Here is a 25137-nt window from a genome sequence, read left to right as displayed (position 1 = left end):
TCTCATTTTAATTTCTTACTTTTGCAGAAAAATCTATGTAAGATGTCTGGAAAGGTAAATGCATGGTTAGGCTTCCTGGCCCATTATAAGTATCTCATCACGATTGTGGTGGGCGTGCTTATTGTGGGTGTACTCGACGACAACAGTTTCCGCAAGCTTATACAGTACGAGATGGAGATCAGCGACCTGAAGGATCAGATCAACAACTACGACAAGCAGTACGAGAAGGATTCGAAGACCCTCCGTGACCTCAAGCGCAATCCGAAGACGATCGAGAAGATTGCCCGGGAGCGTTATTTCATGAAAGCCGACGATGAGGATATCTATGTGTTGAGTACGGACGAGCAGCAGAACGAGACAGAAGATAAGAGTGATGGCATGAACCCGGACAACATCGATCAAGAATCAACAACAAACAACGAAACGAATGAATAAACTACAAACCATCCTTTTCATCATCGGTGGTGTCCTGATGGTCATCGGTGCCGGTTGCTTCTCTTTCGGCTTTATTTTTCCAGCTCTTGTGAGCGTGGCTTGTTGGGTCTACCTCGTTGGTTCCCTTCTCTTCTCCGTCCTTCAGGCTATCCAGGAGCCGTCAGACAGCACACTCGTTTTACGTCGTCTGAAGCGTATCCAGCTTATGGCGGATATCTTCTTTGTGCTGGCCGGAATCTCGATGGTAGACACGGCCTATGGCTTTTTCCGTGATCTCTTCGCCAACTACGAAACATACCTCACCTATTTTTATAATAAGTGGGTCTTGTTGCTGCTCATTGCCGCCGTTTTGGAACTCTATACGGTCCACCGTATCGATCATGAGGAGCGGAAGAGGCAGAATACGAATGCGAAAAAAAACTAAAAGAGTAGGTATGAATTTTAAATAGCATAAAAATATTTTTCAGAACAGAGAAATGATTGTACCTTTGTTCTGCGAACAGAAAAGTGCTTATGAATAAAATACTTTACGCATTTGTAAGTCTATTGGCTTTTACCTCATGTGCTCAGACTTATAATATCACCGGCTCGAGCAATATGTCTACGCTCGACGGACAGAAGTTGTATCTTAAGGTGTTGAAGAACAACGACTTCAAGAATGTCGACTCCTGTGATGTCGTCCATGGTCAGTTTGAATTCTCCGGAACGGTGGATTCAGCTTGTATGGCCAATATCTTTATGGATAAGGACTTTCTGTTACCCCTTGTCCTTGAGGGAGGCGATATCACGGTGAAGTTTGACAATACGCAACAGAGTGTCACGGGAACGCCTTTGAATGACAAACTGGATAAGTTTGTCAAGAGATATAACCAGCTCAAGAGTCAGGAGGCAGAGCTTGTCCACCGTCATGACCAAGCCATCATGGATGGCAGTAATATGCAGGCTGTGAACAGTCAGTTGCAGGCTCAGGCGGCCCGTCTGAGTGATCAGGAGGACAAACTCGTGACGAATTTCGTATGCAGTAATTTTGATAATGTCCTGGGTCCCGGCGTTTTCTTCATGTTCACCATAGACAATGAGTATCCGATGCTCTCCCCTTGGGTGGAGGATATCATGAGTCGGGCCACGGAGAAGTTCAAGAATGATCCTTATGTGAAGGATTATTATCAGAAAGCGCAGGAGAACGAGCAGATCATGAATGGCATGAAGGATGCCGGTCCCGGTGTTCCTCCTCCCCCCGGTGGTCCTGACGGTGTGCAGCAGCCTCAGGACGGACCTACCGCCAACGACTTGGCGCGTCCTACCATTCCCCAGAAGTAAGTAAGTTATGAAAAGAATCATTCATTCCGGTACGGTTGTCAATGAAGGCAGGGCCTATCAAGGGTCTGTCCTTCTTGTTGACGACCATATCGATCAGATTATAGAAGGCCCGGCGCCCCGTGGAGACTACGATGACGAAGTAGACGCCACGGGGTGTTTCGTTCTGCCCGGCGTCATCGATGAGCATGTTCATTTCCGTGATCCCGGGTTGACGCGTAAGGCCGATATGGAGAGTGAGAGTCGTGCTGCCGCCTGGGGTGGTGTCACCTCTTTTCTCGACATGCCGAATACGATCCCGCAGACGACGACCGTGGAGGCGTGGGAGGCCAAGCGGCAGTTAGGTGCGGTGAAGAGTCATGTCAACTATGGTTTCTTCTTCGGAGCCACCAATGACAATGCGTCCCTCTTCAAGGAGGTTGACCGCCGCCATGTGCCGGGTATCAAACTCTTTATGGGAGCCAGTACGGGCAATATGCTTGTTGACAAGCGCGCATCCCTGGAGGCGGTGTTCGCGGAGGCAGCCCGTCTGAACCTCCTCGTCATGACCCATTGTGAGGACACGGCGATGATCAATGCCAATATGAAGGCAGCGAAGGAGCGGTGGGGCGATGATCCGTCGATCATCCATCATGCGGAGATCCGCAGTGTCGAGGCCTGTTATGCCAGCAGTCATCTCGCCGTGCAGTTGGCCGAGGCCGCCCATGCCCGTTTGCATATCGCCCATCTGTCGACGGCGAAGGAATTGTCGCTCCTCGATGTCGAGAGAGGCATCACCGGAGAGGCATGTATGGCTCATCTGTTGTTTACCGATCAGGACTATGTCCGTCTCGGTGCCCGTATCAAGTGTAACCCCTCCGTGAAGACGGCCGCTGATCGGGCTGCCCTCCGCAAAGCCGTTGCCGACGGTACGATCTACACGGTAGCCACAGATCACGCACCCCATGAGTGGAAGGACAAGCAGGGCGGTTGCGCCCATGCCGCTTCGGGAATGCCGATGCTACAGTTCTCTTTGATTTCTATGCTGCAGTTGGCCGATGAACTCGGTATCCCGTATACGAAGGTCGTGGAACTGATGTGCCATCACCCCGCCCAGCTCTTCGATATCCAGGGTCGTGGTTTCCTCCGTCCCGGTTACAAGGCAGACATTGCTATTGTCAGACCGCGGAAGGAAGGCTGGGTGCTGACGAAGGACGCTATTCAGAGTAAATGTAGCTGGAGTCCTTTGGAAGGTCATCGCTTCACGTGGGAGGTTGTACAGACCTGGTGTAATGGTCATTTGGTCTTTGATCATGGCCAATTTGACGAACAGTCAAAGGGTGAGGAATTAGCGTTTGATCATGAAGAAAAAGATAGACTATAACATATTGGATATCACGCCGTATATTAACTGGCTCTATTTCTTCCATGCCTGGGGACTGAACGGAAAGCCACAGGAGGAAAAAGACCGGCTTAGAAAAGAGGCGGAGGCGCTCCTCGCCACGTGGGAAGGGAGATATCATACCCATGGTATCTTTGCCATTCTCCCGGCCAACAGTGACGGCGACGACCTTATCCTGGGCGGAAAGCGGATCCCCATGCTCCGTCAACAGAAGGTGGCAGCGGGGCAGCCGAGTCTTTGTCTGGCCGATTTTGTCCGTCCGTTGTCATTAGGTATCCAGGATGAGGCTGGTGTTTTCGCTACGACGGTAGATGTCGATGTTGATGGGATGTTCAAGGAAGACCCATACCAGCGCATGCTCGCCCAGGTCCTCTGTGACCGTCTTGCCGAGGGAACGGCGGAACGACTCCACGAGGAGGTTCGTAGAGTATATTGGGGCTATGCTCCCGATGAGCATCTCACGATGGCGCAGACCCATGCCGAGGAATATCAGGGTATCCGTCCTGCCGTCGGTTATCCGTCTCTGCCCGATACGAGTGTGAACTTTCTCCTTGATCAGATCCTCGGGATGAAAGATATCGGTATCCGACTCACAGAGAGTGGTATGATGATTCCTCACGCCAGTGTCAGTGGATTCTATTTCTCCCATCCGAAGGCCCACTATTTTGACTTGGGCCCGATCGGTGAGGACCAGTTACGAGACTATGCCCATCGCCGAGGTATCCCCGTGGAAATGATGCGGAGATTCCTGCAGGCAAGTCTGATGAAGAAGTAAAAAAGTAAAGAAGTAAACGTTGGGACATGATTGATCATGTTCTGCGAAGTGATTACCATCTTGATTGCACGAATATTTGTATGGCTGATATTACTGATTGTATTGCCGGACCTGTATTTAGACTGGCAGTATCTGCGCCGCCATCCCCGGTTTACGTTGAAGAAGCGGGTGTTGTGGTGGTTGCCATGTATCGTCATGCTGGTCTATACCGTCGCACTGGCGTCGATCAAGAATTTCGTGCCGACGGATCTGCGGTGGCTCAGTGCCTATCTCTCCCTCGTGGGTGTCATCGTCATGCCGAAGGCCGTCTTCGCTTTCTGTTCGGCTATCGGACTGTGGTGGGCGCGCCGTCATCATCTCCGTGTCAACCGCGGTAATATTATCGGAGCTGTAGGAGCCGTCATCACGGTGATCCTCTTTATATATAGTATCACCATCGGTCCCCGACAGTTCACGGTGCGGCATGTCGACCTCACCTTGAAAGACCTGCCGAAGGCATTTGACGGTTACCGTATCGTACAGTTCAGTGACGCTCATATCGGCAGTTTCAATCATGTCATGGATCACTGTCTGGAACGGAATATCGACAGTGTCATCGCTGCCCGTCCCGATATGATCTGTTTCACGGGTGATCTGCAGAATCTGCAGCCCGGTGAACTCCAGCTCCATGCCAAGGATCTGCGCCGCCTGGCTACCTTCTCGAAAGGCCGCGTGCCTGTGATCAGCGTCCTTGGCAATCACGACTACAGTTATTATGTCGGAGGCAGTGAGGCCCATCAGCGGGAGGTAGAGCGGCAGATGGTAGAGATGCAGAAGTCTTTGGGGTGGCGGTTGTTGCGCAATGAGAACATGCCTATTGTCCGCGGCCGTGATACCCTTTGGATAGCCGGAGAAGAGTGGGGAGAGATACCGAAGGCCAAGCGCTGTCCAAACCGCTCTGATCTGCGGAAGACATTGCGCGGTATCCCCAAAAAGGCGTTCACGATCGTCTTGCAGCATAACCCGAAGATGTGGGATCTGCATATCCTTCCCGAGAGTAAGGCGCAGCTGACCTTGGCGGGACATACCCATGCCGGCCAGATCGAGCTATTCGGCCTGCGGCCTACGATGCTGTCGTATAAAGAGGATTATGGGCTCTATGAGAACAGCGGTCGGTATCTCTATGTTAGCTGTGGCTGGAGCGGGGCCTTCCCTTGCCGTCTCGGGGCTACGCCGGAGATCGTGGTGATCACGCTGCATCGAGGGGATAGCGCACAATAGATCTCTATAGATCGCTATAGACATTATAGAACACAATAGATATAATAGAACACAATAGATATAATAGATCACAATAGAAAAGAGCTTATAGCATGCTGAAGTTATTGTATAGGATTTATCAACTCTGTGTAGTGGTGCCGCTGCTGTTGGTCTTCTCCATCCTTGCGGCCCTCTTCACCTGTGTGGGATGCATGATCGGCAACGGCCATGTCTGGGGCTATTATCCCGGCAAGATCTGGTCGCGGCTCATCGTGTGGCTCTGTCTTCTTCCTGTAAAGGTAGAGGGCCGGGAGCATCTCGATCCGAAACAGAGTTACGTCTTTGTGGCCAACCATCAGGGAGCCTTTGATATCTTCTTGATCTACGGTTTCCTCGACCGTAATTTCAAATGGATGATGAAGAAGGGGCTGCGCACGATACCGCTCGTCGGTGTCGCCTGTGAGGCCGCCCATCATATCTTCGTCGACCGCAGTGGTCCCCATGCCATCCATCGTACTTATAAGCAGGCAGAGGAAGTACTGAAGGACGGTATGTCCCTCGTTGTCTTCCCCGAGGGAGCCCGCACGTTCACCGGTCATATGGGCATCTTCCGTCGCGGCGCTTTCATGCTTGCCGACGAACTCCAGTTGCCTGTTGTCCCGTTGACGATCAATGGCTCTTTCGACGTGAAGCCGCGCATGAAGGATATCTATTGGGTGTTCTGGCATCCGTTGAAGTTGACGATCCACGAGCCTATCCAGCCTATCGGCAAGGGTCCGGAGAATGTCAAGAACCAAATGGAGAAGAGCTATGAGGCGATCATGAGTGCCCTCGAACCGAAATATCAGGGATTTGTGGAGAATCCGGACCAATAAATATATAACGACAATGAATAATAGTGATTCCATAGTTATCATTCCTACTTATAACGAGAAGGAGAATATCGAGAAGATCATCCGGGCCGTCTTTGGCTTGGAGAAATGTTTCCATATCCTGGTCATTGACGACGGCAGCCCTGACGGCACGGCACAGATCGTCCACGGGCTGATGGAGAAGGAGTTTGCCGACCGGCTGTTCATCATTGAGCGCAGTGGCAAACAAGGTTTGGGAACGGCGTATATCACCGGTTTCAAATGGGCTCTGGCGCATGGCTACGACTATATTTTCGAGATGGATGCCGACTTCAGTCATGACCCCAATGACCTGCCGCGGCTTTATGCTGCCACCCATGACGAGGGCTATGACATGGCTATTGGCAGCCGTTATGTCAGTGGCGTGAATGTTGTCAACTGGCCTATCGGTCGTGTGCTGATGAGTTATTTTGCCAGCAAGTACGTACAGATCGTCACGGGCTTTAAGGTCCATGACACCACGGCGGGCTTCGTGTGCTATAAGCGCCGCGTGTTGGAGACCATTCCCTTGGACAAGATCCGTTTCAAAGGTTATGCCTTCCAGATCGAGATGAAGTTCACGGCTTATAAGATTGGTTTCAAGATTAAGGAAGTACCCGTGATCTTCGTCAACCGTCGTGAGGGCGTGAGCAAGATGAGTGGTGGTATCTTCGGCGAGGCCTTCTTCGGTGTCATGCGTCTGCGTCTCGACGGTTGGTTCCGTAAATATCCGAAGATAGGGAAGTAAGACTGATGACGATACAAGACATTCAGACCCTCTACGGTCATCTGCCGCAGTGTGGTGCCTTGGTGAAGACGTTGTCTGATGACCAACAGCATACGGTCTTCCTTCAGGGTTTGCAGGCCTCTGCGGCACCGATGCTCTTCGCTTCCGTCTTCGGAAAGTTGCAGGCTCCCGTGGTCTTCATCCTTGATGATGCCGATGAGGCTGGTTATTTCTATAATGATCTCAAGCAGTTGCTGGGTGACGAACATGTGTTCTTCTTTCCCAGCAGCTATCGTCGTGCCGTGAAATACGGGCAGCGCGACCATGCCTCCGAGATTCTGCGAACGGAGACACTGGCGCGCCTTGACGCTTCTTCGTCTTCGAAGACAGGCAGTCTCTTTGTTGTCACCTTCCCCGAGGCCCTTGCTGAGCGTGTCGTTGCCAAAGACCGTTTCGCCGACCGTGTGGTGAAGGTGCAGACGGGTGAGCATATTTCCTTGACGAATCTTGAGGCTCAGTTGGCTAACTTAGGTTTCGAGCGTCAGGACTATGTCTATGAGCCCGGCCAGTTTGCTGTCCGTGGCAGTATCCTCGATGTCTATTCCTACAGTTGTGAGTATCCTTACCGTATCGACTTCTTTGGCGATGAGGTCGATACGATCCGTACTTTCGAGGTCGACACCCAATTGTCGAAGGATAAGAAAGACGCGATAGAAATTGTGCCCGAGTTGGCCAAAGGACACCAGGAGAAGGTGCCGTTCCTTCAGTTCCTTCCCGAGACAGCGACGTTGGTGATGAAAGATTTCATGTTCGTCCACGACCATATCGGACAGATCTACCAGGAAGGCTTCTCCGATCAGGCTGTCACGGAACGGCTGGCCAGTGCCACGGAGGTAGAGCGCAAGGAGATCGAGGAGGAGTTGAAGCGTGACAACAGTCTCTGTACGGCTACACAGTTCACCGATGATGCCTCCCGTCTCCGTCGTGTGGAGTTCGGACACAGTCCTACGGGGACGCCTCAGACAAAGATCCCGTTCCATATCACGCCGCAGCCTCTCTTCCATAAGAATTTCGAGCTCCTCTCGAAGAGTCTGCAGGACTATATCCTACAGGGTTATCACCTATATATATTTGCCGACAGTCAGAAGCAGACGGAGCGTCTGAAGGATATCTTTTCGTCAGAGGAGTTGAAGAAATACGGCATCACCTTCGTGCCTGTCGACAAGACCCTTCATGCCGGCTTTGTCGATGATGATCTGAAAGTTTGTTTCTTCACCGATCATCAGATTTTCGACCGTTTCCATAAGTACAGTCTTCGTAGTGATGCCGCTCGTGCGGGAAAGGTAGCACTGTCGATGAAGGAGCTGCAGGAGATGGAGCCCGGCGATTTCATCGTCCATGTCGACTATGGAGTCGGAAAGTTCGGCGGTCTCGTCCGTGTGCCTATCCCCAAGGATGCCAACCATCCCGATGGTGGTTATCAGGAGATGATCCGCATCCTCTATCAGCATAACGACATCGTCGACGTGAGTATCCATTCGCTGTATAAGATCTCCAAATACCGCAGCAGTGATACCGGCGAGCCGCCACGGCTGAGTGCCCTCGGCACGGGCGCTTGGGACCGTCTGAAGGAGAAGGCGAAGAAGAAGATCAAGGATATCGCCCGTGATCTCATCCGTCTCTATGCCCAGCGCCGGAAGGAGAAAGGCTTTGCCTTCAGTCCCGACAACTATATGCAGCACGAGCTTGAGGCCAGCTTCCTCTATGAGGATACGCCCGACCAGTATCAGGCCACGCAGGATGTGAAGAAAGACATGGAGAGCAACCGGCCGATGGACCGGCTGATCTGTGGTGATGTCGGCTTCGGCAAGACAGAGGTGGCCATCCGTGCCGCCTTCAAGGCTGCCTGTGACAGTAAGCAGGTCGCCGTCCTCGTGCCGACGACGGTGCTGGCGTTCCAGCATTATCAGACGTTCCGTGACCGCTTGAAGGATTTCCCCGTGAGAGTAGATTATCTCAGTCGTGCCCGCAGCACAAAGGAGACGAAAGGAGTCCTCGCCGATCTCGCTGCCGGAAAGGTGGATATCCTCGTTGGCACGCATAAGCTCCTTGGCAAGACGGTCCACTGGCATGATCTCGGCCTGCTGATCATCGATGAGGAACAGAAGTTCGGTGTCTCCACGAAGGAGAAGTTGCGGAAGTTGAAGGTCAATGTCGACACACTGACGATGTCGGCGACGCCGATTCCCCGTACGCTGCAGTTCTCACTGATGGGCGCTCGTGATATGAGTATCATGCGTACGCCGCCACCCAACCGTTATCCCGTGCATACGGAGTTGGCGACATTCGGTCATGAGATCATTGCCGATGCCATTAACTTCGAGATGAGCCGTAACGGACAGGTGTATTTCGTCAATGACCGTATCAACAGTCTTCAGTCCATTGCCGATCTGATTCATAAGTATGTCCCCGACTGTCGTGTCGCCATCGGTCATGGACAGATGAATCCCGACGAGCTCGAGAAGATCATCATGGGCTTTATGAATTACGACTATGATGTCTTGCTGTCGACAACGATTGTGGAGAACGGTATTGATATCCCGAACGCGAACACCATTATTATCAATGATGCCCATCGCTTCGGCCTCTCCGACCTCCATCAGATGCGCGGACGAGTAGGGCGCAGTAACCGAAAAGCATTCTGTTACCTCCTTGCGCCGCCGAAGAGTGTCCTCAATCCCGAGGCCCGCCGTCGTCTTGAAGCGCTGGAGAATTTCTCCGACCTTGGTAGCGGCTTCAACCTCGCCATGCAGGATCTTGATATCCGTGGCGCCGGAAACTTGCTCGGTGCCGAACAGAGCGGATTCATGGAAGACCTCGGTTATGAGACCTATCAGAAGATCCTCTCGCAGGCTGTCACGGAACTGAAGAATGAGGAGTTCCAGGATATCTATAAGGATGAGATGGCCAATGGCACCGTTATCACCGGTGATGACTTCGTCGACGACTGTGCCGTGGAGAGTGACCTGGAGATGTACTTCCCCGACAACTATGTACCGGGAAGCAGTGAGCGTATGCTGCTCTATCGTGAACTGGACCGTATAGAGACCGACCGTGATCTCGAGGCTTACCGCAAACGGTTGGAGGACCGCTTTGGCCCTGTACCGGCGGAGGGCGAAGAGCTCATGGAAGTCGTCAGGCTGCGCCGCTATGGCAAGCGCTGTGGCTGTGAGAAAGTCATCCTCAAGCAAGGGATTATGCAGTTGCAGTTTGTCTCCAATGTCGACAGTCCGTTCTATCAGAGTCAGGCGTTCACGAATGTGCTCAACTACGCCACGAGTCATGTGAAGCGTGCCGTATTAAAAGAAAAAAATCACCATCGGCTGATGGTGATTAAGAATGTCCACTCGGTCAAAGAGGCCGTGGAAGTGCTGAAAGAGCTGAGCTAGAGGCTTCCTTGCGCTTGCAAAGCGCAAGCACGGGACGGCAGGCCATACAAACAAGCTCACGACGGCAGGCCATACGAAGAAACAAACGACGGGCGCGTTTTTCAACGTGCCCGTCGTTATGTAGGGGATAGTTAGGCTTTCAGCAGCTCTTCAATGGCTTTGGCGATATTGGAAAGCTTCTCCGTCGGCTCGAAGCGAGCGACGACCTGTCCTTTCTTATTGATGAGGAACTTCGTGAAGTTCCATTTGATGTCGGGGTTCTCCTTGTAGTTCGGATCAGCCTCAGAGAGCATCTTGTCGAGGACGGGGTAGATAGGATGGCTCTCATCCCAGCCGGCGAAGCCTTTCTGCTCTTTGAGGAACTTATACAGGGGAGCGGCATCATCACCGTTGACTTTCAACTTCTTGAACTGCGGGAACTCCGTGCCGTAGGTGAGTTTGCAGAACTGATGGATGTTCTCATCAGTGCCCGGCGCCTGCTGTCCGAACTGGTTGCAGGGGAAGTCGAGGATCTCGAAGCCCTGGCTGTGATATTTCTCGTAGAGTTTCTCGAGCTCCTCATACTGAGGGGTGAAGCCACATTTTGTTGCTGTGTTGACGATCAGGAGTACTTCGTTGGCATACTCCCGGAGTGATACCTCCTTGCCTTTTCTGTCCTTGACAGAGAATTCGTAAACCGTTCTCATTTTTTGTTTTATAGTTTCTGTATATCTATACTTTTATTGTTTTATATTGGAATGTAGTTGCAAAGATACTCATTTTTTTGCAAACGGCGCAAAGAAAATAGTAAAAGATTTACAGATAGGGAAATCCCCCTTATAGAATAGGAGAATTATACTTGTCGGGTTAAGAAATCTTATATAAATTTGCAACAGAAAATTAAAAAGACTACGAATATGAAAAAGATTAGTACATACATGGTGATGCTGGCTGTAGCGGCAATGCCGTTGGCCTTCACGAGTTGTGATGATGACTATTGGAACTGGTGGGATGATTATGATGATCCCTACTATGACAATGGCTACAGTTGGAACTACAACTATAATAATCCTTACGACGGTCAGGAGGATGAAGCCCTGGCTTTGGCCCAGACGTTGAATGGTCAGTGGATAGGAACGATGGAGTATCTGACGGCTTCCGAGAATACTGTCTCCAATTTCGGGATCAAATGGACGTTTGCTCAGTATGATACCAATTCCCTGAGCGGTAATGGTACGGAGATCGACACGGATAATCAGGGGAACACGCAGACATTGGAGTTCTCGTGGTATGTAGATGAGCAGACGGAGGATATCTATATGAAGTATGCTGATGGCAAAGTATTCGTCATGGATATCAATCCCAAGAATAATATCGGATTCTATTTGGATGGCAACAAGGGAACGTTCGATGGCTATGCTTACGGCACGAACACGAATGACGCGTTCTATTTCAAGACCATCCGCAACAACAGCAGCTATGCCAAGAGCTACGGCAGCAGGGCTGCGTCGACCTCTACGGCTAAGACCTTCGGCCACAGCGTGAAGGCGCCGACATGGACGGTCAACAGCACGGTGCTGCGCAAATAGACATGTTCCCTTTGCAGGGGCCGTCCCTAGTGGCGGCCCGTCGGCGGAACGCCGAATCATAAAGTAAAATTGTTCCTTAGGGGTATGCCGTACCGGCATCGGGCCGCCACAAGGGCCGGCCCCTGCAAGAGGATCTTTGTCAATTGATTCCCCAGGCTTTCATGACCTTCTCTTTAGGGAGATTCTCCACTTCGTTCTCGGTGTTATCGGGAAGGTTGCAGAAGAAGTCGAGACCCGTCAGTTGTTGAAGGGTAGCGATATTGACCACGGAGGCAGAGAGCTTTGTGGGGCTGTCGGCGTCATGCTTAATCCAAAAGCCGATGGCCTTGTATCCCTCATGATTCTTCATGAGCATGGCGCAGAAGAAATACATCGGGACGATCATTCCTTTCGCTGTCCGTTTCAATATGTAGCTCTCACTGTCGATGGTACCGCCTTTGACGACATAGAGGGTGTCGTTGTGATCCTGATACTTACTGATATCATTACTGAGCGTTGTACGGAAGGAGGTACGGACGAAATTCTCAATGGCAGCCCATGCGCCGGCGTTGAACGTTTGGTTCATCGGTGACATATTAGTCAGATAGAACGTCTGATAGTTGGACTCTGAAGAGTTCAGACGATCGGCGGAAGGACAGAGATGTCCGTGGCTGTATCCTGAGCCCCAGTAAGGATCAGTGCTCTTTCCGGCCTGCCAGCCGTAGGGCTGTGGCATATCGGGGTCTGTAGGATATTGTTTTGACCAGAAATCGGAAGTACCGTAGGCAACAGAATAGCGCTTGACGTTGCTCTTGCTGTTGCTCTCCGTCATCTCATAGACGGACCAGCGGGCAGCCTTGAGATCCTTATCCCATTCCACGCTGTAGTTGACCTCGTCACCGGAATATTTCGTGAGGATGACACTGTTGCCGCCTTTTACCTTCGGGAACTCCAGTCGGTAGATCTCCTTGGCATTGGCCGTGGGGAAGTTCCGGTTACTGTTGTTGACGGTAGAAGGATCAGTATTGGGCGTGTCGTCGTCACTGCCCCCGCAGGCAGCGAGAAGGAGGGAGAGGGGGAGGAGAAAGAGGAGATGATGAATGTTCAGTTTCATTTATAGATATATTGTAAAGAGACCAAAAAAGCGCGGCTCATCGCATATGCAACTACGATGAGGCGCGCTTATTCTTCTGTATATCGTCGGTATTACTTCTTCAGCTTGCCGTAACGGTTCATGAAGCGGTCTACGCGACCAGCTGTATCGACGAGCTTGCTCTTACCAGTGTAGAACGGATGAGAGCTGCTGGAGATTTCAACTTTTACCACGGGGTAAGTTTCGCCTTCAAATTCTACTGTATCTGTAGTCTTGCATGTAGAACGTGTAAGGAACATATCGCCGTTGGACATATCCTTGAATACGACGGGGCGATAGTTTTCGGGATGAATACCTTTTTTCATTTTTGTTTTAAAATATAATGTTTATAATCTAATCTTGCCACGGTAATCCGTAACAGTTTGCAAAGTTACGGCTTTTTCCCCGAACAGCCAAACAATTACGGGATTTTTTTGAGGGCAAGGCATAAAAACAGGCACCCTATCCTCTGATGAGTCTAGCAAAGGCTCTTGTGTCACCAAAATTTAATACATATCCTACCCGAATACCTGTTATGGCAAGATAGTTAATAAGTTGTGCTTTATGTTCGGGGGCTATCTTGTTTACGGCTTTCAGTTCAAGGATGATCTTATCGTCTACGACAATATCGGGTATGTATTCACCGATAATCATTCCTTTGTAGGTTACCGTGAGATGTTGTTGGTCATTAGGATGCAACCTTTGCTGACGGAGTTCGTAGATTAGTGCCCTTTCGTAAACTTTCTCTTCCATACCAGCGGGAAGATGCTTTGCCACTTCATAGAAAGCTGCAATTATTTTGTCTGAGAGATCTTGATATAGTAGCATATAGCGTAATATTTTTAGTTCTATAAGTTATAGCAAAGATATTGTCTTTTCTTGAAAAATGCAACTCTTTAAACATAAAATAATAATGTTTGCTTTTTCATAACATTCCAAGGTAGTTGTTCTTGCAACGGAATACACGGATTATCACGGAAAGTTTTTGCAACGGAAAACACGGATTATCACGGATTTTTTATCCGTGTAGATCCGTGAAATCCGTTGCAAAAAAAAATCAACAAGACAGAGGAAAGTTTCTGCAACGGAACACACGGATTTCCACGGATTTTTTTATCCGTGAAGATCCGTGAAATCCGTTGCTAAAAAAGTAGCAACGAAACAGAGGAAAATATTTGCAACGGAACACACGGATTTCCACGGATCTTTTTATCCGTGAAGATCCGTGAAATCCGTTGCCATAACAGTTCTGTGTTTCGTTGTTAAATCCGATGCTATATAATAAAAGGTGGAGAAAAGCGTTATCCTCAAAACGTCAATTTCAAAAAAGATGAAAGAATCAGTACGATGGCTTTCCGTGGCAGTCCTGGTGCTGGCGCCTGCGGGACTCCGTGCCCAGTATGCGTGGCAGTGGGATGAGGAACCGGTGAAGACGAAGTTGCAGCCGCTGCACGGACTGACCTACGATGTGGAGCTGCAGGCTTCCGGGTCGAAGGGAAAGACGCCGCTGTGGCTCAATGCCAACAAATACGGCCTCAGTTCTCTGGAGAAAGGCAACGGCTATCTCCGTGGCCAACTCTACCGTTCGTTGGACAATGACTCTACGCGCCGCTGGGGCATCGGCTACGGCGTGGATATGGCCGGTGCCGTCCATTATCAGAGTAAGGTGATCCTTCAACAGGCCTATATCGAAGGCCGCTGGCTTCATGGCGTGCTGACCATCGGTGCCAAAGAGCAGCCTTTGCAGTTGAAGAACGACCGACTGAGCAGTGGCTCCCAGACGCTCGGCATCAATGCCCGTCCGTTCCCCGAGGTCCGTCTGGCGCTGCCGAAATACTGGACGATCCCTGCCCTTGGCCGTTGGTTCCATATCAAGGGACATATCTCCTATGGTATGTATACCGATGACAATTGGGAAGCATCTTTCACGAACCGACAGTCGAAATACACTTCTGATGTGCTCATTCATTCCAAGGCCGGTTATCTGATGATCGGCAAGCCCGAGGCTTTCAAGCCCTTCTCCGTGGAACTCGGACTGGAGATGGCGGCGCAGTTTGGCGGTACCAGTTACCGTCCTAATGATAAAGTCCCTGTCGTTAAGGGCGGTCACAGTCTGAAGGATTTCTGGAACGTGTTCCTCCCCGGCGGCAGTGATGCCACGGATGGTGTCTATGGCAACAAGGAAGGCAACCAGCTCGGCTCGTGGGTGGGCCGTATCAACTGGGATGCGGAGTTGTGGAGTGCTCATCTCTATTACGACCATTTCTTTGAGGATCACAGTCAGATGTTCTTCCTCGACTATGACGGCTACGGCAGTGGCGACAACTACATGACGTGGGAGAAGCTCCGTTACTATCTGTATAAGTTGAAGGATAATATGATCGGTTTCGAACTGAACCTCCACTACAGCCGTTGGCTGCGCGATATCGTCATCGAACATCTCTATACGAAATATCAGAGCGGTCCGTACAACCACGACCATACGAGGAATATCCCCGACCACATGGCCGGTATGGATGATTACTACAACCATGCCAACTTCACGGGTTGGCAGCACTGGGGCCAGGTCGTCGGCAATCCCCTCTACCGCAGTCCGATCTATAATGAGGACGGGACGATCCATGTCGACAACAACCGTTTCAATGCCTGGCATCTCGGCTTCGACGGTCAGCCATCAGAGCGGTTGGGCTATCGTGTCCTCGTCAGTTATCAAGACGGACTGGGAACGTATGGCATTCCTTATGATGATATCCATCATAATGTCAGCTTCCTCGTGGAAGCCAACTATCTCTTCCCGCACGGCTGGCAGCTGACGGCAGGCTACGGTATGGACTTCGGTGCCATTCTCGGGCATAATGCCGGCTTACAGATGACGATTGCTAAAAAAGGATTATTGAAACTATGATGAAAAAGATATTTCCCATCCTCTGCGTGGCTGCCCTGATGGCCTCGTGTGAACTGGAGACGAGTGATAACGGTGATCTCGACGGAAACTGGCGTATGCAACGTGTAGATACGTTAGCCACAGGAGGCACAACTGATTTAATGTCGGAAAAGCGTTATTGGGGCATTGAACATAAACTGATGTGGATCCATGATTATGTAAAGGATGATCGTGGTTATTATTGTCGTTTTGACCATAGCGGTGACAGTCTCCGCATCTATGAGCCTTATGCCAATCACGGTCATGAGGACAGTGGTCAGGAAGGTGGCGGCGGCGATATTCCCGTTACTGATTTCGCTTCGAGCAAGCTCAATCTCTACGGTCTCTCGGGACTCTACACATCATTTAAGGTAGAGAGCTTGACAGGCAGCCGCATGGTGCTGACATCGAAGACGGTGAAGATTTATTTTAAGAAAATGTAGAAGCCTCACCCCCTGCTCCCCGCCCTTTTCGGGGCGGGGGAAATGACGGTGTGAATTCATTGCGTCGTTTGCCATCCATTTTCGGCAAGCGTCGTGAGCGGTTATTTCAGCGCTTTCAGTTCTATGCCATCCTGTTTGAAGCCCACTTTATAAGCATCTCCACATGTCAGAGATTTTGGTGTCTTCCCTAAATCCAGCAAACTATACAAAAATGTCTTTATCCTTCGATGAATACTTGCTTTTAAAGAATGAGGTTGTTTGGCAGATCCAAACGCTTTCAAGGGAATAGCCTTGTATTTAAGTTTTTTGCACATAATGAATAAGCCCAAGGAAACTTCTCCGAAGTATCCGATAGCTCTCTTCTGTCTTGTATATCCATGAGGTTTCATCCTCTTCTCCATCTCAAACAACACGGGGAAGACGAAATCACAATATTCATCAAATATCTTTTTTGATGAGATAAACATAGAGAAAGGAAGGCTCAACTTAGAGTCATAGAAGTAATCTATGATTTCGTTCTTATATTGTGGATACATGGACAAGATAGTATCCAGATACAGATATGCATCCTCAGCAGAAGTAACCCAAACAAGGTTGTTCAGGCGTTCCTTCTTACTTAGCATGGGGTAATCCTGCTTGATCACAAGCATATCACAATCTGCCAACAACGAGTCAATATTGTTCTCGTTGATATTGAGATCAAAATATCTTCTGTAATGGCACAGACCACAGTATTGAACATTCTTCAGATTCTTCCATCCCCAGTATAGAGCCGTATATTCACAGAAGGAAGGATTTTTCTCACTGATGTTGTCACCGGTATTGTCGCAGATGAAGCCCAGATCAAGGTCCGGGTGTAAAGTCTTACCAACCTGAATGGGAAGATAAGGCTTCTGCGTTCTTGTGTTTGGATCTGCCTTATGGCAGCATACTAAAATTTTTAATTTATCCATCTTATTGTATTTTTCCTCTAGTTCTCAGTTTCTTCACCTTTTTATATATCTTTCTTGTGAAGCCATAGACGCTCTTTGGGATGAAGAGAATCAATAAATCCAGTAACCACAAGGGCTTGTCCGTAGCATACTTCATGTATGGTCGGCCCTCCTTGTAGGATTTAATGAATACATCTCCATATACAGCCATCTTTCGGGGAATTGATCCTATGTCAAACAGACCTGTGATTCTATTATGCAGTTTCAATACATAAGCTTTATTGAGGACGTCAATTTGCGGAGTAAGGGAGAATATAAAGTTCACCCAATACTTACCGAAGTTCAAGAAGGGATGATTATTCCAACCGACATAAGAGAAACCATCTATCTCGAGATTCTTTGCCACAACCTTTGACAGATACCTTACGTTGAAACTCTGTTTAGCGGCTAGCCCTTCTATGAGTATACCCATGTGAAGGAATGTGGTACCCTTAAAACGCTGATACATGGATTCGTTGAAGAAACATGTAGGTATAATACAAGAGGCATTGTTGGTAATATTGATTCCCAATTCTCGGAACAGAATATTGATATCCGTGTACTCCTTATCCGGATAGATTACTTCATCTCTGCACCTTAAAATTAGCGCATCGTATTTTTCTTGGGAGAGAACATCCAATATCGTCTTCATCTCGTCGAAGTCTATATATCGGTGATCTCCCAACAGCCAACAGTACTTAGTCTCACAATGAGCATAAGCATTTCTGAAGTTTGCGTCCATACCGGAATTCTTCTCCAATCGGTAATACGAGAGCCAGTCGTACTGCTCTTGATATTCAAGGCACAGTTGCTCAGTATCATCCTTAGAGCAGTCATCACTGATAAGGACCTTAAACTCCAGTCCTTTTTCAATATATCTTGAGAAACGCTCTACAAGAACCTTGATATAAGGACTCCTGTTGTATGTCGTAATCAGTATCGTAAGTAAATTCATACTTTCTGTTAATTTAATTCTTTCTTAATTCGCGAAGACAGAACTCCTCTTAATAGATGAATAATCCATATTCTTTCATGATGCTTAAAACCTACAAAGAAGATAATCAAAGCATTGATAGTGATAGTTGTTGAAATTAATAATATGCATCTCAAAAGATCCTCTGGTAAACAGAGATACCACAAGCCAGGAACGACCAGTCCCAAAACAGAAACAATTAATGAAGGGAATAGAAATGATTTAAAATAAGACATGATTGGATAATCCATCAATCTTCGAATTTCAAAATATGTATAGAGATCGATCACCAACTTCATAACTATCGTAATAATCAATGGCGAATATGGTGGAAATCCTAATTTCAGAAATAAATAAGAAGCTACAAAGATTGTAATATTGGCGATGCTAATAAAAAGTTGGAATCTTCTTATTTTGCCTGTTGCCTGAATGAGGAAACCTAAAGTCCCTCCGAATGCTGCGCAAAGGATGCTCAGCAAAGTCAGAATGGAAAAAGATACCATATAATCGTGAACGTGTCCCAGCCAAATATGCAATAACTGATGCATCTCAAAACAGACAGGAACTACAAGGATATAGAAGAAGTAGAAAGATATTTTAGAACTGTTGTTTACAAGTTTAATGGCGGCTTCTCTATCCCCCGAAGCATATAATTTTACAATCTGAGGAATAGAAGCGCCCTGAAAATTGAATACTAAAGATGCCACAGCCGTTTGCACCTGCATAGCGATGCCCCTTGCTGCATTGACAACAGGTCCGAAGAACATATTCAGGAGGATGTTTATTCCTTGATCACTTAGCGTATTGGACAGGTTTCCCACGAGGCTCCAAGACGTGTATCCCATCACTTGTTTGAAAAGATGATTATCCCAATACCTAATATAATGGCACTCCTCAAACATTCTTATATCGTACAATCGATTGAGTAGTACGAAAGTCAGGTTGCAAATGAATACCAATATTGCATAAACAAGGAGTTTATCAAAAGGTATAAATTGAAGGGCTATGACAAATAAAAGTTGTAATACCGTTTTCCCTATTTGAAATACGGCATATACATTAAATTTCTCATGAGCAAAGAGAGAGGCATTGTAGGGTACCTGTGTAACATTCAAGACGGAGGTGATAACAGACAACTGGAATACCCAGAAAGCTATATTCTGCCTGTCAGACGGGATAACCATCTTATGATAGAACAGCCACAAGCCAATAATCTCACAAAATAGTACGATGATCATCGAAATGATCATATGCACATTGAGACACATGGAAAAGGTATTTCTCAGTTGGACTTTGTCACCTTTTCCTAACTCATAAGAAAGGAAACGCTGCGTGGCTTCAGTCATAGCTGTATTCAAGAAAGTGAACAAAGCTACTATTCCACCGACTGCATTATAGATACCATAATCCTGTACGCCCAACACCTGGAGTATCACTCTCGAGGTATAAAAACCGACCAGGATAGTGACACCCATTCGGATGTACATATAAATAGAGTTCTTGGCTATCTTCTTGTTATCAGCTGCCATAAATGATCAACGATTATCTTAAGTCCACAATCATCCCCTCCCTTTTGGGGAGGGGGTGGCGGGGAGGCTTTAGAATACTTTTCCGAACGCGATGTTGATGAAGGTCTTGACGAGGATCTTCGTGTCGAACCACCAGGAGCGGTGCTCGAGATAATAAAGATCAAGGTCAAGACGGCGGAGCATTTTCTCCATCGTGTCGGTATAACCATTATATAAGGTAGCGTAAGACGTTACGCCGGGACGAATCTGATAGAGGTACTCGTAGCGCTTGTCATGCTGCATGATCTGGTCGATATAGTATTTCCGTTCCGGTCGCGGCCCGATGAAGGCCATATCACCTTTGACTACATTCCATAACTGCGGCAGTTCATCGAGATGATGATCCCGGAGGAACCGTCCGATTTTTGTCATGCGTGTGTCGTGACCGTGGCCGAAGAGTTGTGGTCCGTTTTTCTCAGCGTCCACTCTCATACTGCGGAATTTGTAGATCGTAAAGGGTCGTCCGAACCGTCCGATACGTTCCTGCTTGAAGATGACGGGCCCGCCGTCCTCGTGTTTTATCAAGATAGCACAGATTAGAAAGAGGGGAGAGAATACCACAAGACATCCGGCGGCGATGAAGAAGTCACCGAGCCGCTTCACATTGCGTTCAAATTCATTCATTCCGTCAGGGATAAAACGAGGGTTATCCTTTTCGTCGTTCCACTTGACATAGATAGGAATCTGAATAGCATTTTCTTCCATGTTGCTTCGATATTCTATGTTGTTCATACTCGTAAAACGAAAGATGTTAACTTTTATTGCCTGAATATTCTAAAAAGTTTGGCAAAATTTGGGACACTGGATATTTCCTGTGGGAATAGCTCCATCAATGATCATCAATAATATCATCAATACATTGGCGCTACGAGAATCAACGATATCCGTCAATTGATGCGATGCCTTGGCAAAAAAATGATTATTTTATGAGGCGCTGATGAAATTGATGAAATATTGATGATCATTGATGGAGGCATCTCGCCCACATGTTTTATCCGGTGGCCCAGAAATAAGAAAGATTTTAATCTCTCTTCTATACCTGTTTATACATTGAAAGAATTTTTAGGAAGTATCAAGGCATAGCCAAACGAAGGTTATTCTGCCGCTAAAAACGTGCGGGCCATAGAGATAATCTTGGCGAAAAATTGAGATTTTCCATTTTTTTTGACAAATTGCACTTGCAATCTAGGAAGAAAAATGGGGAAAAGAGGGCGTCGGAGGCGGAAAACAGGTGTTTTCTGAGCGTAAACACGATAGAAAATTTTCTATCTTTCGTGCAGAATTTCGTATTGATGCTGTTTACGGGTCGTAAATAGCGTAGAAAATCTGCATAATTCCATCATTTTTGGCGTAATTATGATGGTTTTATGCGAATATATATGCGATAAGAAAATGTGATATTTGCTAACCCGTTGGATATCAGAAGGATACTAACTCTGCTGAGAATCGCGTATTTCCGGGTAATAGCTTGTTCGATTGAAAATACGCGAATTTTGAGGGGTGAAAAACGAGGGGTGATTCGTCGAAGGAAAAAACCGGTATATATTCGAAAGGTTATTGAAATTTTACATCTTTCCAGCTATTTTTTGATAGAGATCCATGTATCGGGCAATCATTCTTTCAGAGGTGAGTTTATCTTCAAAGATTTTTCTTGATTGCCGTCCCATTTGTTTGCAAAGTTGCGGATCCTCGATCATCTTCTGAATGATTTCCGCCATTTCCGCAGGATCATTCTCAACGGTATAGCCGTTGACACCATTACGGACGATCTCAGAGATTCCACCGACCTCAGAAGCAACGATAGGTTTTCCATGGCTCATTGCCTCAATGATGACCATGGGCAGGCCTTCGTAGTTAGAGGGCAGGAAGAACAGATCCGCATCAGCGCAATGGGCTTGGGCATTGACGAGATTTCCCATCATAAAAACATTGTTGGGTATATCCTTTACCTCTTCCAAATTACCGATCCAAACGAAGGCATATTGCGGCAGACGACGGGCGACATCCAGGAAGAGATCAAATCTTTTCTGTTGACTGATCCGAGCGATGCATAGGACTTTTTTCTCATATCCTTTGCATGACAGCGGCGTGTGCGAATCTGTTTTCGGTTCAGGAATACCATTGTAAATGTAAGAAACATTCCGTCTGATCCCCTCAGCCTTCAGGTTCTTCTCGTCATACTGGCTCACGCCTACGATAAAGTGGCATAAGTATTGGAAAAAGCGCTCAATGGGAATAAAGCTCCTGTATTTGAGTCGGATGGAGTCGAACCCATGAACCGTATATACGATTTTTGATGACGGGAATGCGATCCTACCGAGAAGACCAGCTTTTGAAGAATGGAGATGGATCACGTCGGGCTTGTATATCCTATATTGTTTTCTCAGGAACCATATTGCTTGAGGGTCTCGGAGTAATGAAGGTTTTCTTTGGAGAAAGGGACAGGAGATCTTTGTGATCTTCGGGTCAAGGATATCCCATAGTTTCCCATCACCTTCACCAGCGATGACGATGACATGATGATGCTGACAGAGGGCGTTAGCTATATTGGCCATGACGCTTTGAGCTCCACCAAGTTCAGAGCGTGTGATGACTTGCATGATTGTCATAATCAACGAATTATAATTTTGTGATAATGGCGTAGAGAACGAAAAGTCTATATCTTATTTTGAAGAAAAAAGAGGAGGTATTTCTCATTCCACTTTCCGTAACCGCATCGGCATGCCTCCGATAGTAAGACAATGGTTGGTCGATGTAATGTAGCCGAAAATACTTTATTGCGGTAAGGGCTAACCATAGATCATGACCTACACCAAAAGAGGGGAAAGGCAGGGCTTTCAGTAATACCTCTTTACGAAAGGCCATACAACTTCCCAGGAAAGGAGACTTCCAAAAGGTATCCCAAATCCCCAAAGTTTTATTCCTTATCTTGAAGTAGGAAGGGTGTATGATATTCAGTCTTTCGTCTGTGACGTAGCAATCAGAAACGACAAGATCGTAGTCTTGTAACTGCTTTTTCATTACAGAGACTTTATCTGCTGTCCATTTGTCATCTTGGTCGGAAAGAAAGATGATATCTCCCTTTGCTTGTCGGAGTGCGTTTTGGAAATTATGGGTAGAATGATCAATTAGGAAGCGGCAAGGCTCGGCACTATGAAGAACTATTTTTATCCTGGGATCATTGAGACTTTCAATTCTTTCTATCGTATGGTCAGAGGAATGATCATCAGAAATGATTATTTCGTCATTCTGTTCTAATTGGGGCAGGATAGAGAGGAGTTGTTCCTGGATATATTTTTCACCATTAAACGTGGCAATACAAACGCTGATCATTTTAAAATCTTTTCGTAAGAATGGCTATTTTGAAAATAAGGTCGTTGATCGTTTTATCGGTCCGGAATAAAGGATCAAAGGCTATTAAGAAACGTTGAAATAGATTCTTTTTTTTGTATTGATGGATTTTGTCCATAAGACTTTTATCCTCATGGTTCATTACGTCGTAGTAATTTCGGTATAGCTCTTCAGCCTCCAAGGATCTTTCACATCGGGGATGAGAGAAATTATACCATCTTCTTTTCAACCGATTCCAAGCAGTCTCAGTTCCACCAATCACGTTGTCACCATGTTGCCGATAAAGGATGTAAGACTTGTTGTCAACAGAGACACCGCACTGATTGGCTAGCGCTACCTTGAATATCCACGAGTCATGCATCATAATCTGTGCAGGATGTGAAGATGCTGCCATATCGATCACCTTCTTACTGCAAAGGATGGTACAACCGGTCACGGAGTTATATACTAGGCTAGGGCCAAGCTGTTTGATGGGTAGGAAATGGTCGTTATCATGGAGAGGCTGAAGGTTTTTGTCCACCAGTTGATAGGGGGAATAATAGAAGTCTGTATGTTCTCTTTGCATCAACGTAACTGCAGCCGACAACTTATTGGGAAGCCATACATCATCTTGGTCGCAGAAGGCAGCATAGTCAAAATATGTCTTTTTTGACGCTAGATCAATAAGAGAAAGAAAACTCTTGCAAGCCCCTTGATTTATGTCGGGATGGATATGCAGGTTCCCATATTTCTGTTGATATTTCCTTAAGATCTCAACTGTATCATCCTTTGACCCGTCGTCTCTGACAAGGATTTCTGTTTCTACCCCGGATTGTTTTTCAAGGGAGTCCAACAATTCTGAGAGATATCGTTGTCCGTTGTATGTAGATAGTAAGATTAAAACTTTCATAGAATAGTTCGTGAATATGATTTTTTTTCTTTACTTTTGCATCCAAAAAAAGGATGAAAGTATTATTTGACCATACCCTGTTTTATCAAGTATATGGAGGCGCGTCGAAATATTTTGCGATGATGATCAATTCATTACCCCGTGACTCCTGGGCAACTACGGCGCTGTGGTCTTGCAATGAGTATGTTCATGCCAAACATCTATTTCAGACATATCCCAAGAAGTTCAGAGGGCAGAATCGCATTCTGTCCTTGTTCAACCGGCCGTACACTTGTTATCGGGTGGGGAAGCGTCAGTATGACGTGATGCATCAGACAGATTTTGATCATTATTTCTACAAGCAGTTAGGCAATAAGCCTTTGGTGGTTACTTATCACGACGCCAATTATCTCACTTATTTTCCACAGCCCGACCGTGTTGCCCTTCAGCGAGTTGCGTTGCAAAGAGCGGATGCGATTGTTGCGGTTAGTGAGAATACGAAGCATGATTTGCTGAAATATTTTGATGTCGATGAAGAAAAGGTGCATGTCATCTATCACGGCATCGAACTCTTTGACACCCAGGAACATCTCTTAGATCCTATAGGCCAACCCTATATCCTTTATGTTGGCGTGCGTGCCAGCTATAAGAACTTTGAACGCTTTGTTCAGGCTTTTTCTGCCTATCATCAACTATTTCCGGAAGTGAAGGTGGTTTGTACTTCAGATCCGTTTACAACGGCAGAGCATCAAATGTTTCATCAGTTAGGGATAGAAGAATCTATGATTCATATCTCTGCCGACGAACAGATAATGCGTGCACTGTATGAAAATGCCTTGTTCTTTATTTACCCCAGTATTTATGAAGGTTTTGGGATGCCGATTCTGGAGGCATGGGCAAATCATTGTCCGGTGGCCCTTTCAAAAGCCAGTTGCTTCCCGGAAATCTGTCAGGAAGCCGGAGAATACTTTGAGCCGACAGACACAGACTCAATGTTGGCAGTGATGACTAAGTTGACGGAGGATGAGGACAGGCGCAAGGATCTCACAGCTATAGGCGACCAGCGTGTAAAACTTTTCTCATGGAAACGTTGTGCTGACGAACATATGAAAGTATATGAGGCATTGCTATAATTTCTTTCAGCGTAT

24 protein-coding genes are annotated in these 25137 nt (G+C 47.3%); 13 read left to right on the top strand and 11 right to left on the bottom strand.

The features are described 5' to 3' along the window. Positions 1-42 precede the first annotated feature (42 nt). The 9 genes from G604_RS13160 (at position 43) to mfd (ending at position 10213) form a co-directional block, all read left to right on the top strand. Entirely contained in the window at positions 43-435 is a 393-nt protein-coding gene (locus tag G604_RS13160) for an FtsB family cell division protein (protein ID WP_051220142.1), read from the top strand. Then, positions 428-859 carry a hypothetical protein gene (locus G604_RS0100815; protein ID WP_036904218.1) on the top strand — a complete coding sequence of 144 codons (432 nt, stop codon included), beginning with the start codon at positions 428-430 and terminating at the stop codon, positions 857-859. The genes G604_RS13160 and G604_RS0100815 overlap by 8 nt, the downstream gene beginning before the upstream one ends. Before the next feature lie 89 nt (positions 860-948). Continuing rightward, complete coding sequence (locus G604_RS0100810) at positions 949-1755, top strand: DUF4369 domain-containing protein (protein WP_028908878.1); 807 nt, start codon at positions 949-951, stop codon at positions 1753-1755. A 7-nt stretch (positions 1756-1762) separates the two neighbouring features. Continuing rightward, a complete protein-coding gene (locus G604_RS0100805) occupies positions 1763-3115 on the top strand; it encodes a dihydroorotase (RefSeq protein ID WP_028908877.1) in 1353 nt (450 codons plus the stop codon). Further along, complete coding sequence (locus tag G604_RS0100800; RefSeq protein ID WP_028908876.1) at positions 3093-3908, top strand: vitamin B12 dependent-methionine synthase activation domain-containing protein; 816 nt, start codon at positions 3093-3095, stop codon at positions 3906-3908. The genes G604_RS0100805 and G604_RS0100800 overlap by 23 nt, the downstream gene beginning before the upstream one ends. 60 nt (positions 3909-3968) lie before the next feature. Then, entirely contained in the window at positions 3969-5168 is a 1200-nt protein-coding gene (locus G604_RS0100795; protein WP_028908875.1) for a metallophosphoesterase, read from the top strand. Between the two features lie 95 nt (positions 5169-5263). Next, positions 5264-6022, top strand: coding sequence for a lysophospholipid acyltransferase family protein (locus tag G604_RS0100790; protein ID WP_028908874.1), 759 nt, complete (start codon positions 5264-5266; stop codon positions 6020-6022). A 13-nt stretch (positions 6023-6035) separates the two neighbouring features. Continuing rightward, a complete protein-coding gene (locus G604_RS0100785; RefSeq protein WP_028908873.1) occupies positions 6036-6785 on the top strand; it encodes a polyprenol monophosphomannose synthase in 750 nt (249 codons plus the stop codon). 5 nt (positions 6786-6790) lie between these two features. Then, positions 6791-10213, top strand: coding sequence for a transcription-repair coupling factor (mfd, locus tag G604_RS0100780; RefSeq protein WP_028908872.1), 3423 nt, complete (start codon positions 6791-6793; stop codon positions 10211-10213). A 131-nt stretch (positions 10214-10344) separates the two neighbouring features. Here mfd and G604_RS0100775 read toward each other — a convergent pair whose 3' ends face one another. Then, positions 10345-10899, bottom strand: coding sequence for a glutathione peroxidase (locus G604_RS0100775; protein WP_028908871.1), 555 nt, complete (start codon positions 10897-10899; stop codon positions 10345-10347). Positions 10900-11109: 210 nt separating this feature from the next. On the opposite strand from G604_RS0100775, the gene G604_RS0100770 reads away from it, so the two are divergent. Beyond that, a complete protein-coding gene (locus G604_RS0100770) occupies positions 11110-11781 on the top strand; it encodes a hypothetical protein (RefSeq protein WP_028908870.1) in 672 nt (223 codons plus the stop codon). Positions 11782-11920: 139 nt separating this feature from the next. Here G604_RS0100770 and G604_RS0100765 read toward each other — a convergent pair whose 3' ends face one another. The 3 genes from G604_RS0100765 to G604_RS0100755 form a co-directional block, all read right to left on the bottom strand. After that, positions 11921-12874, bottom strand: coding sequence for a DNA/RNA non-specific endonuclease (locus G604_RS0100765; protein WP_028908869.1), 954 nt, complete (start codon positions 12872-12874; stop codon positions 11921-11923). 92 nt (positions 12875-12966) lie between these two features. Beyond that, positions 12967-13218 (bottom strand): type B 50S ribosomal protein L31, encoded by a 252-nt coding sequence (locus G604_RS0100760; protein WP_028908868.1) that lies wholly within the window; start codon positions 13216-13218, stop codon positions 12967-12969. 136 nt (positions 13219-13354) lie between these two features. Beyond that, the gene (locus G604_RS0100755) at positions 13355-13720 is read right to left on the bottom strand and encodes a GxxExxY protein (protein WP_028908867.1); all 366 of its coding nucleotides are present in this window, start codon (positions 13718-13720) and stop codon (positions 13355-13357) included. Positions 13721-14222: 502 nt separating this feature from the next. Between G604_RS0100755 and G604_RS0100750 the strand changes: the two genes are divergently transcribed. Together G604_RS0100750 and G604_RS0100745 are read left to right on the top strand one after the other, a co-directional pair. Beyond that, positions 14223-15797, top strand: a complete 1575-nt coding sequence (locus G604_RS0100750; protein ID WP_081657596.1) for a capsule assembly Wzi family protein — start codon at positions 14223-14225, stop codon at positions 15795-15797. Then, positions 15797-16258: a lipocalin-like domain-containing protein gene (locus G604_RS0100745; protein ID WP_036904307.1), complete on the top strand. Its 462-nt coding sequence runs from the start codon at positions 15797-15799 to the stop codon at positions 16256-16258. The genes G604_RS0100750 and G604_RS0100745 overlap by 1 nt, the downstream gene beginning before the upstream one ends. A 101-nt stretch (positions 16259-16359) precedes the next feature. Here the strand turns inward: G604_RS0100745 and G604_RS14635 are convergent, their stop codons facing one another. The 7 genes from G604_RS14635 to G604_RS13150 form a co-directional block, all read right to left on the bottom strand. Next, positions 16360-17211 carry a DUF4422 domain-containing protein gene (locus tag G604_RS14635; protein WP_051220139.1) on the bottom strand — a complete coding sequence of 284 codons (852 nt, stop codon included), beginning with the start codon at positions 17209-17211 and terminating at the stop codon, positions 16360-16362. Position 17212: 1 nt separating this feature from the next. Continuing rightward, entirely contained in the window at positions 17213-18184 is a 972-nt protein-coding gene (locus G604_RS0100735) for a glycosyltransferase family 2 protein (RefSeq protein ID WP_028908864.1), read from the bottom strand. An 8-nt stretch (positions 18185-18192) separates the two neighbouring features. Then, complete coding sequence (locus G604_RS0100730) at positions 18193-19731, bottom strand: lipopolysaccharide biosynthesis protein (protein ID WP_028908863.1); 1539 nt, start codon at positions 19729-19731, stop codon at positions 18193-18195. Positions 19732-19800: 69 nt separating this feature from the next. Further along, on the bottom strand, positions 19801-20394 hold the full coding sequence (locus tag G604_RS0100725) for a sugar transferase (protein ID WP_410524355.1): 594 nt from the start codon (positions 20392-20394) through the stop codon (positions 19801-19803). Between the two features lie 941 nt (positions 20395-21335). Next, positions 21336-22370 carry a glycosyltransferase gene (locus G604_RS0100720; protein WP_316928659.1) on the bottom strand — a complete coding sequence of 345 codons (1035 nt, stop codon included), beginning with the start codon at positions 22368-22370 and terminating at the stop codon, positions 21336-21338. Positions 22371-22389: 19 nt separating this feature from the next. Then, entirely contained in the window at positions 22390-23103 is a 714-nt protein-coding gene (locus G604_RS0100715; protein WP_028908860.1) for a glycosyltransferase, read from the bottom strand. A gap of 1 nt (position 23104) precedes the next feature. Continuing rightward, positions 23105-24010 carry a glycosyltransferase gene (locus G604_RS13150; protein ID WP_051220138.1) on the bottom strand — a complete coding sequence of 302 codons (906 nt, stop codon included), beginning with the start codon at positions 24008-24010 and terminating at the stop codon, positions 23105-23107. Positions 24011-24063: 53 nt separating this feature from the next. Here G604_RS13150 and G604_RS0100705 point away from each other — a divergent pair, with 53 nt between their 5' ends. Continuing rightward, the gene (locus G604_RS0100705) at positions 24064-25122 is read left to right on the top strand and encodes a glycosyltransferase family 4 protein (protein WP_028908859.1); all 1059 of its coding nucleotides are present in this window, start codon (positions 24064-24066) and stop codon (positions 25120-25122) included. Positions 25123-25137 lie beyond the last annotated feature (15 nt).

Origin of the sequence: Prevotella sp. AGR2160, assembly GCF_000424185.1 — a bacterium.
Taxonomy (GTDB): Bacteria; Bacteroidota; Bacteroidia; order Bacteroidales; family Bacteroidaceae; genus Prevotella.
Note: the sequence above shows the minus strand (reverse complement) of the source record. Positions and strands in the feature narration are given on the sequence as shown.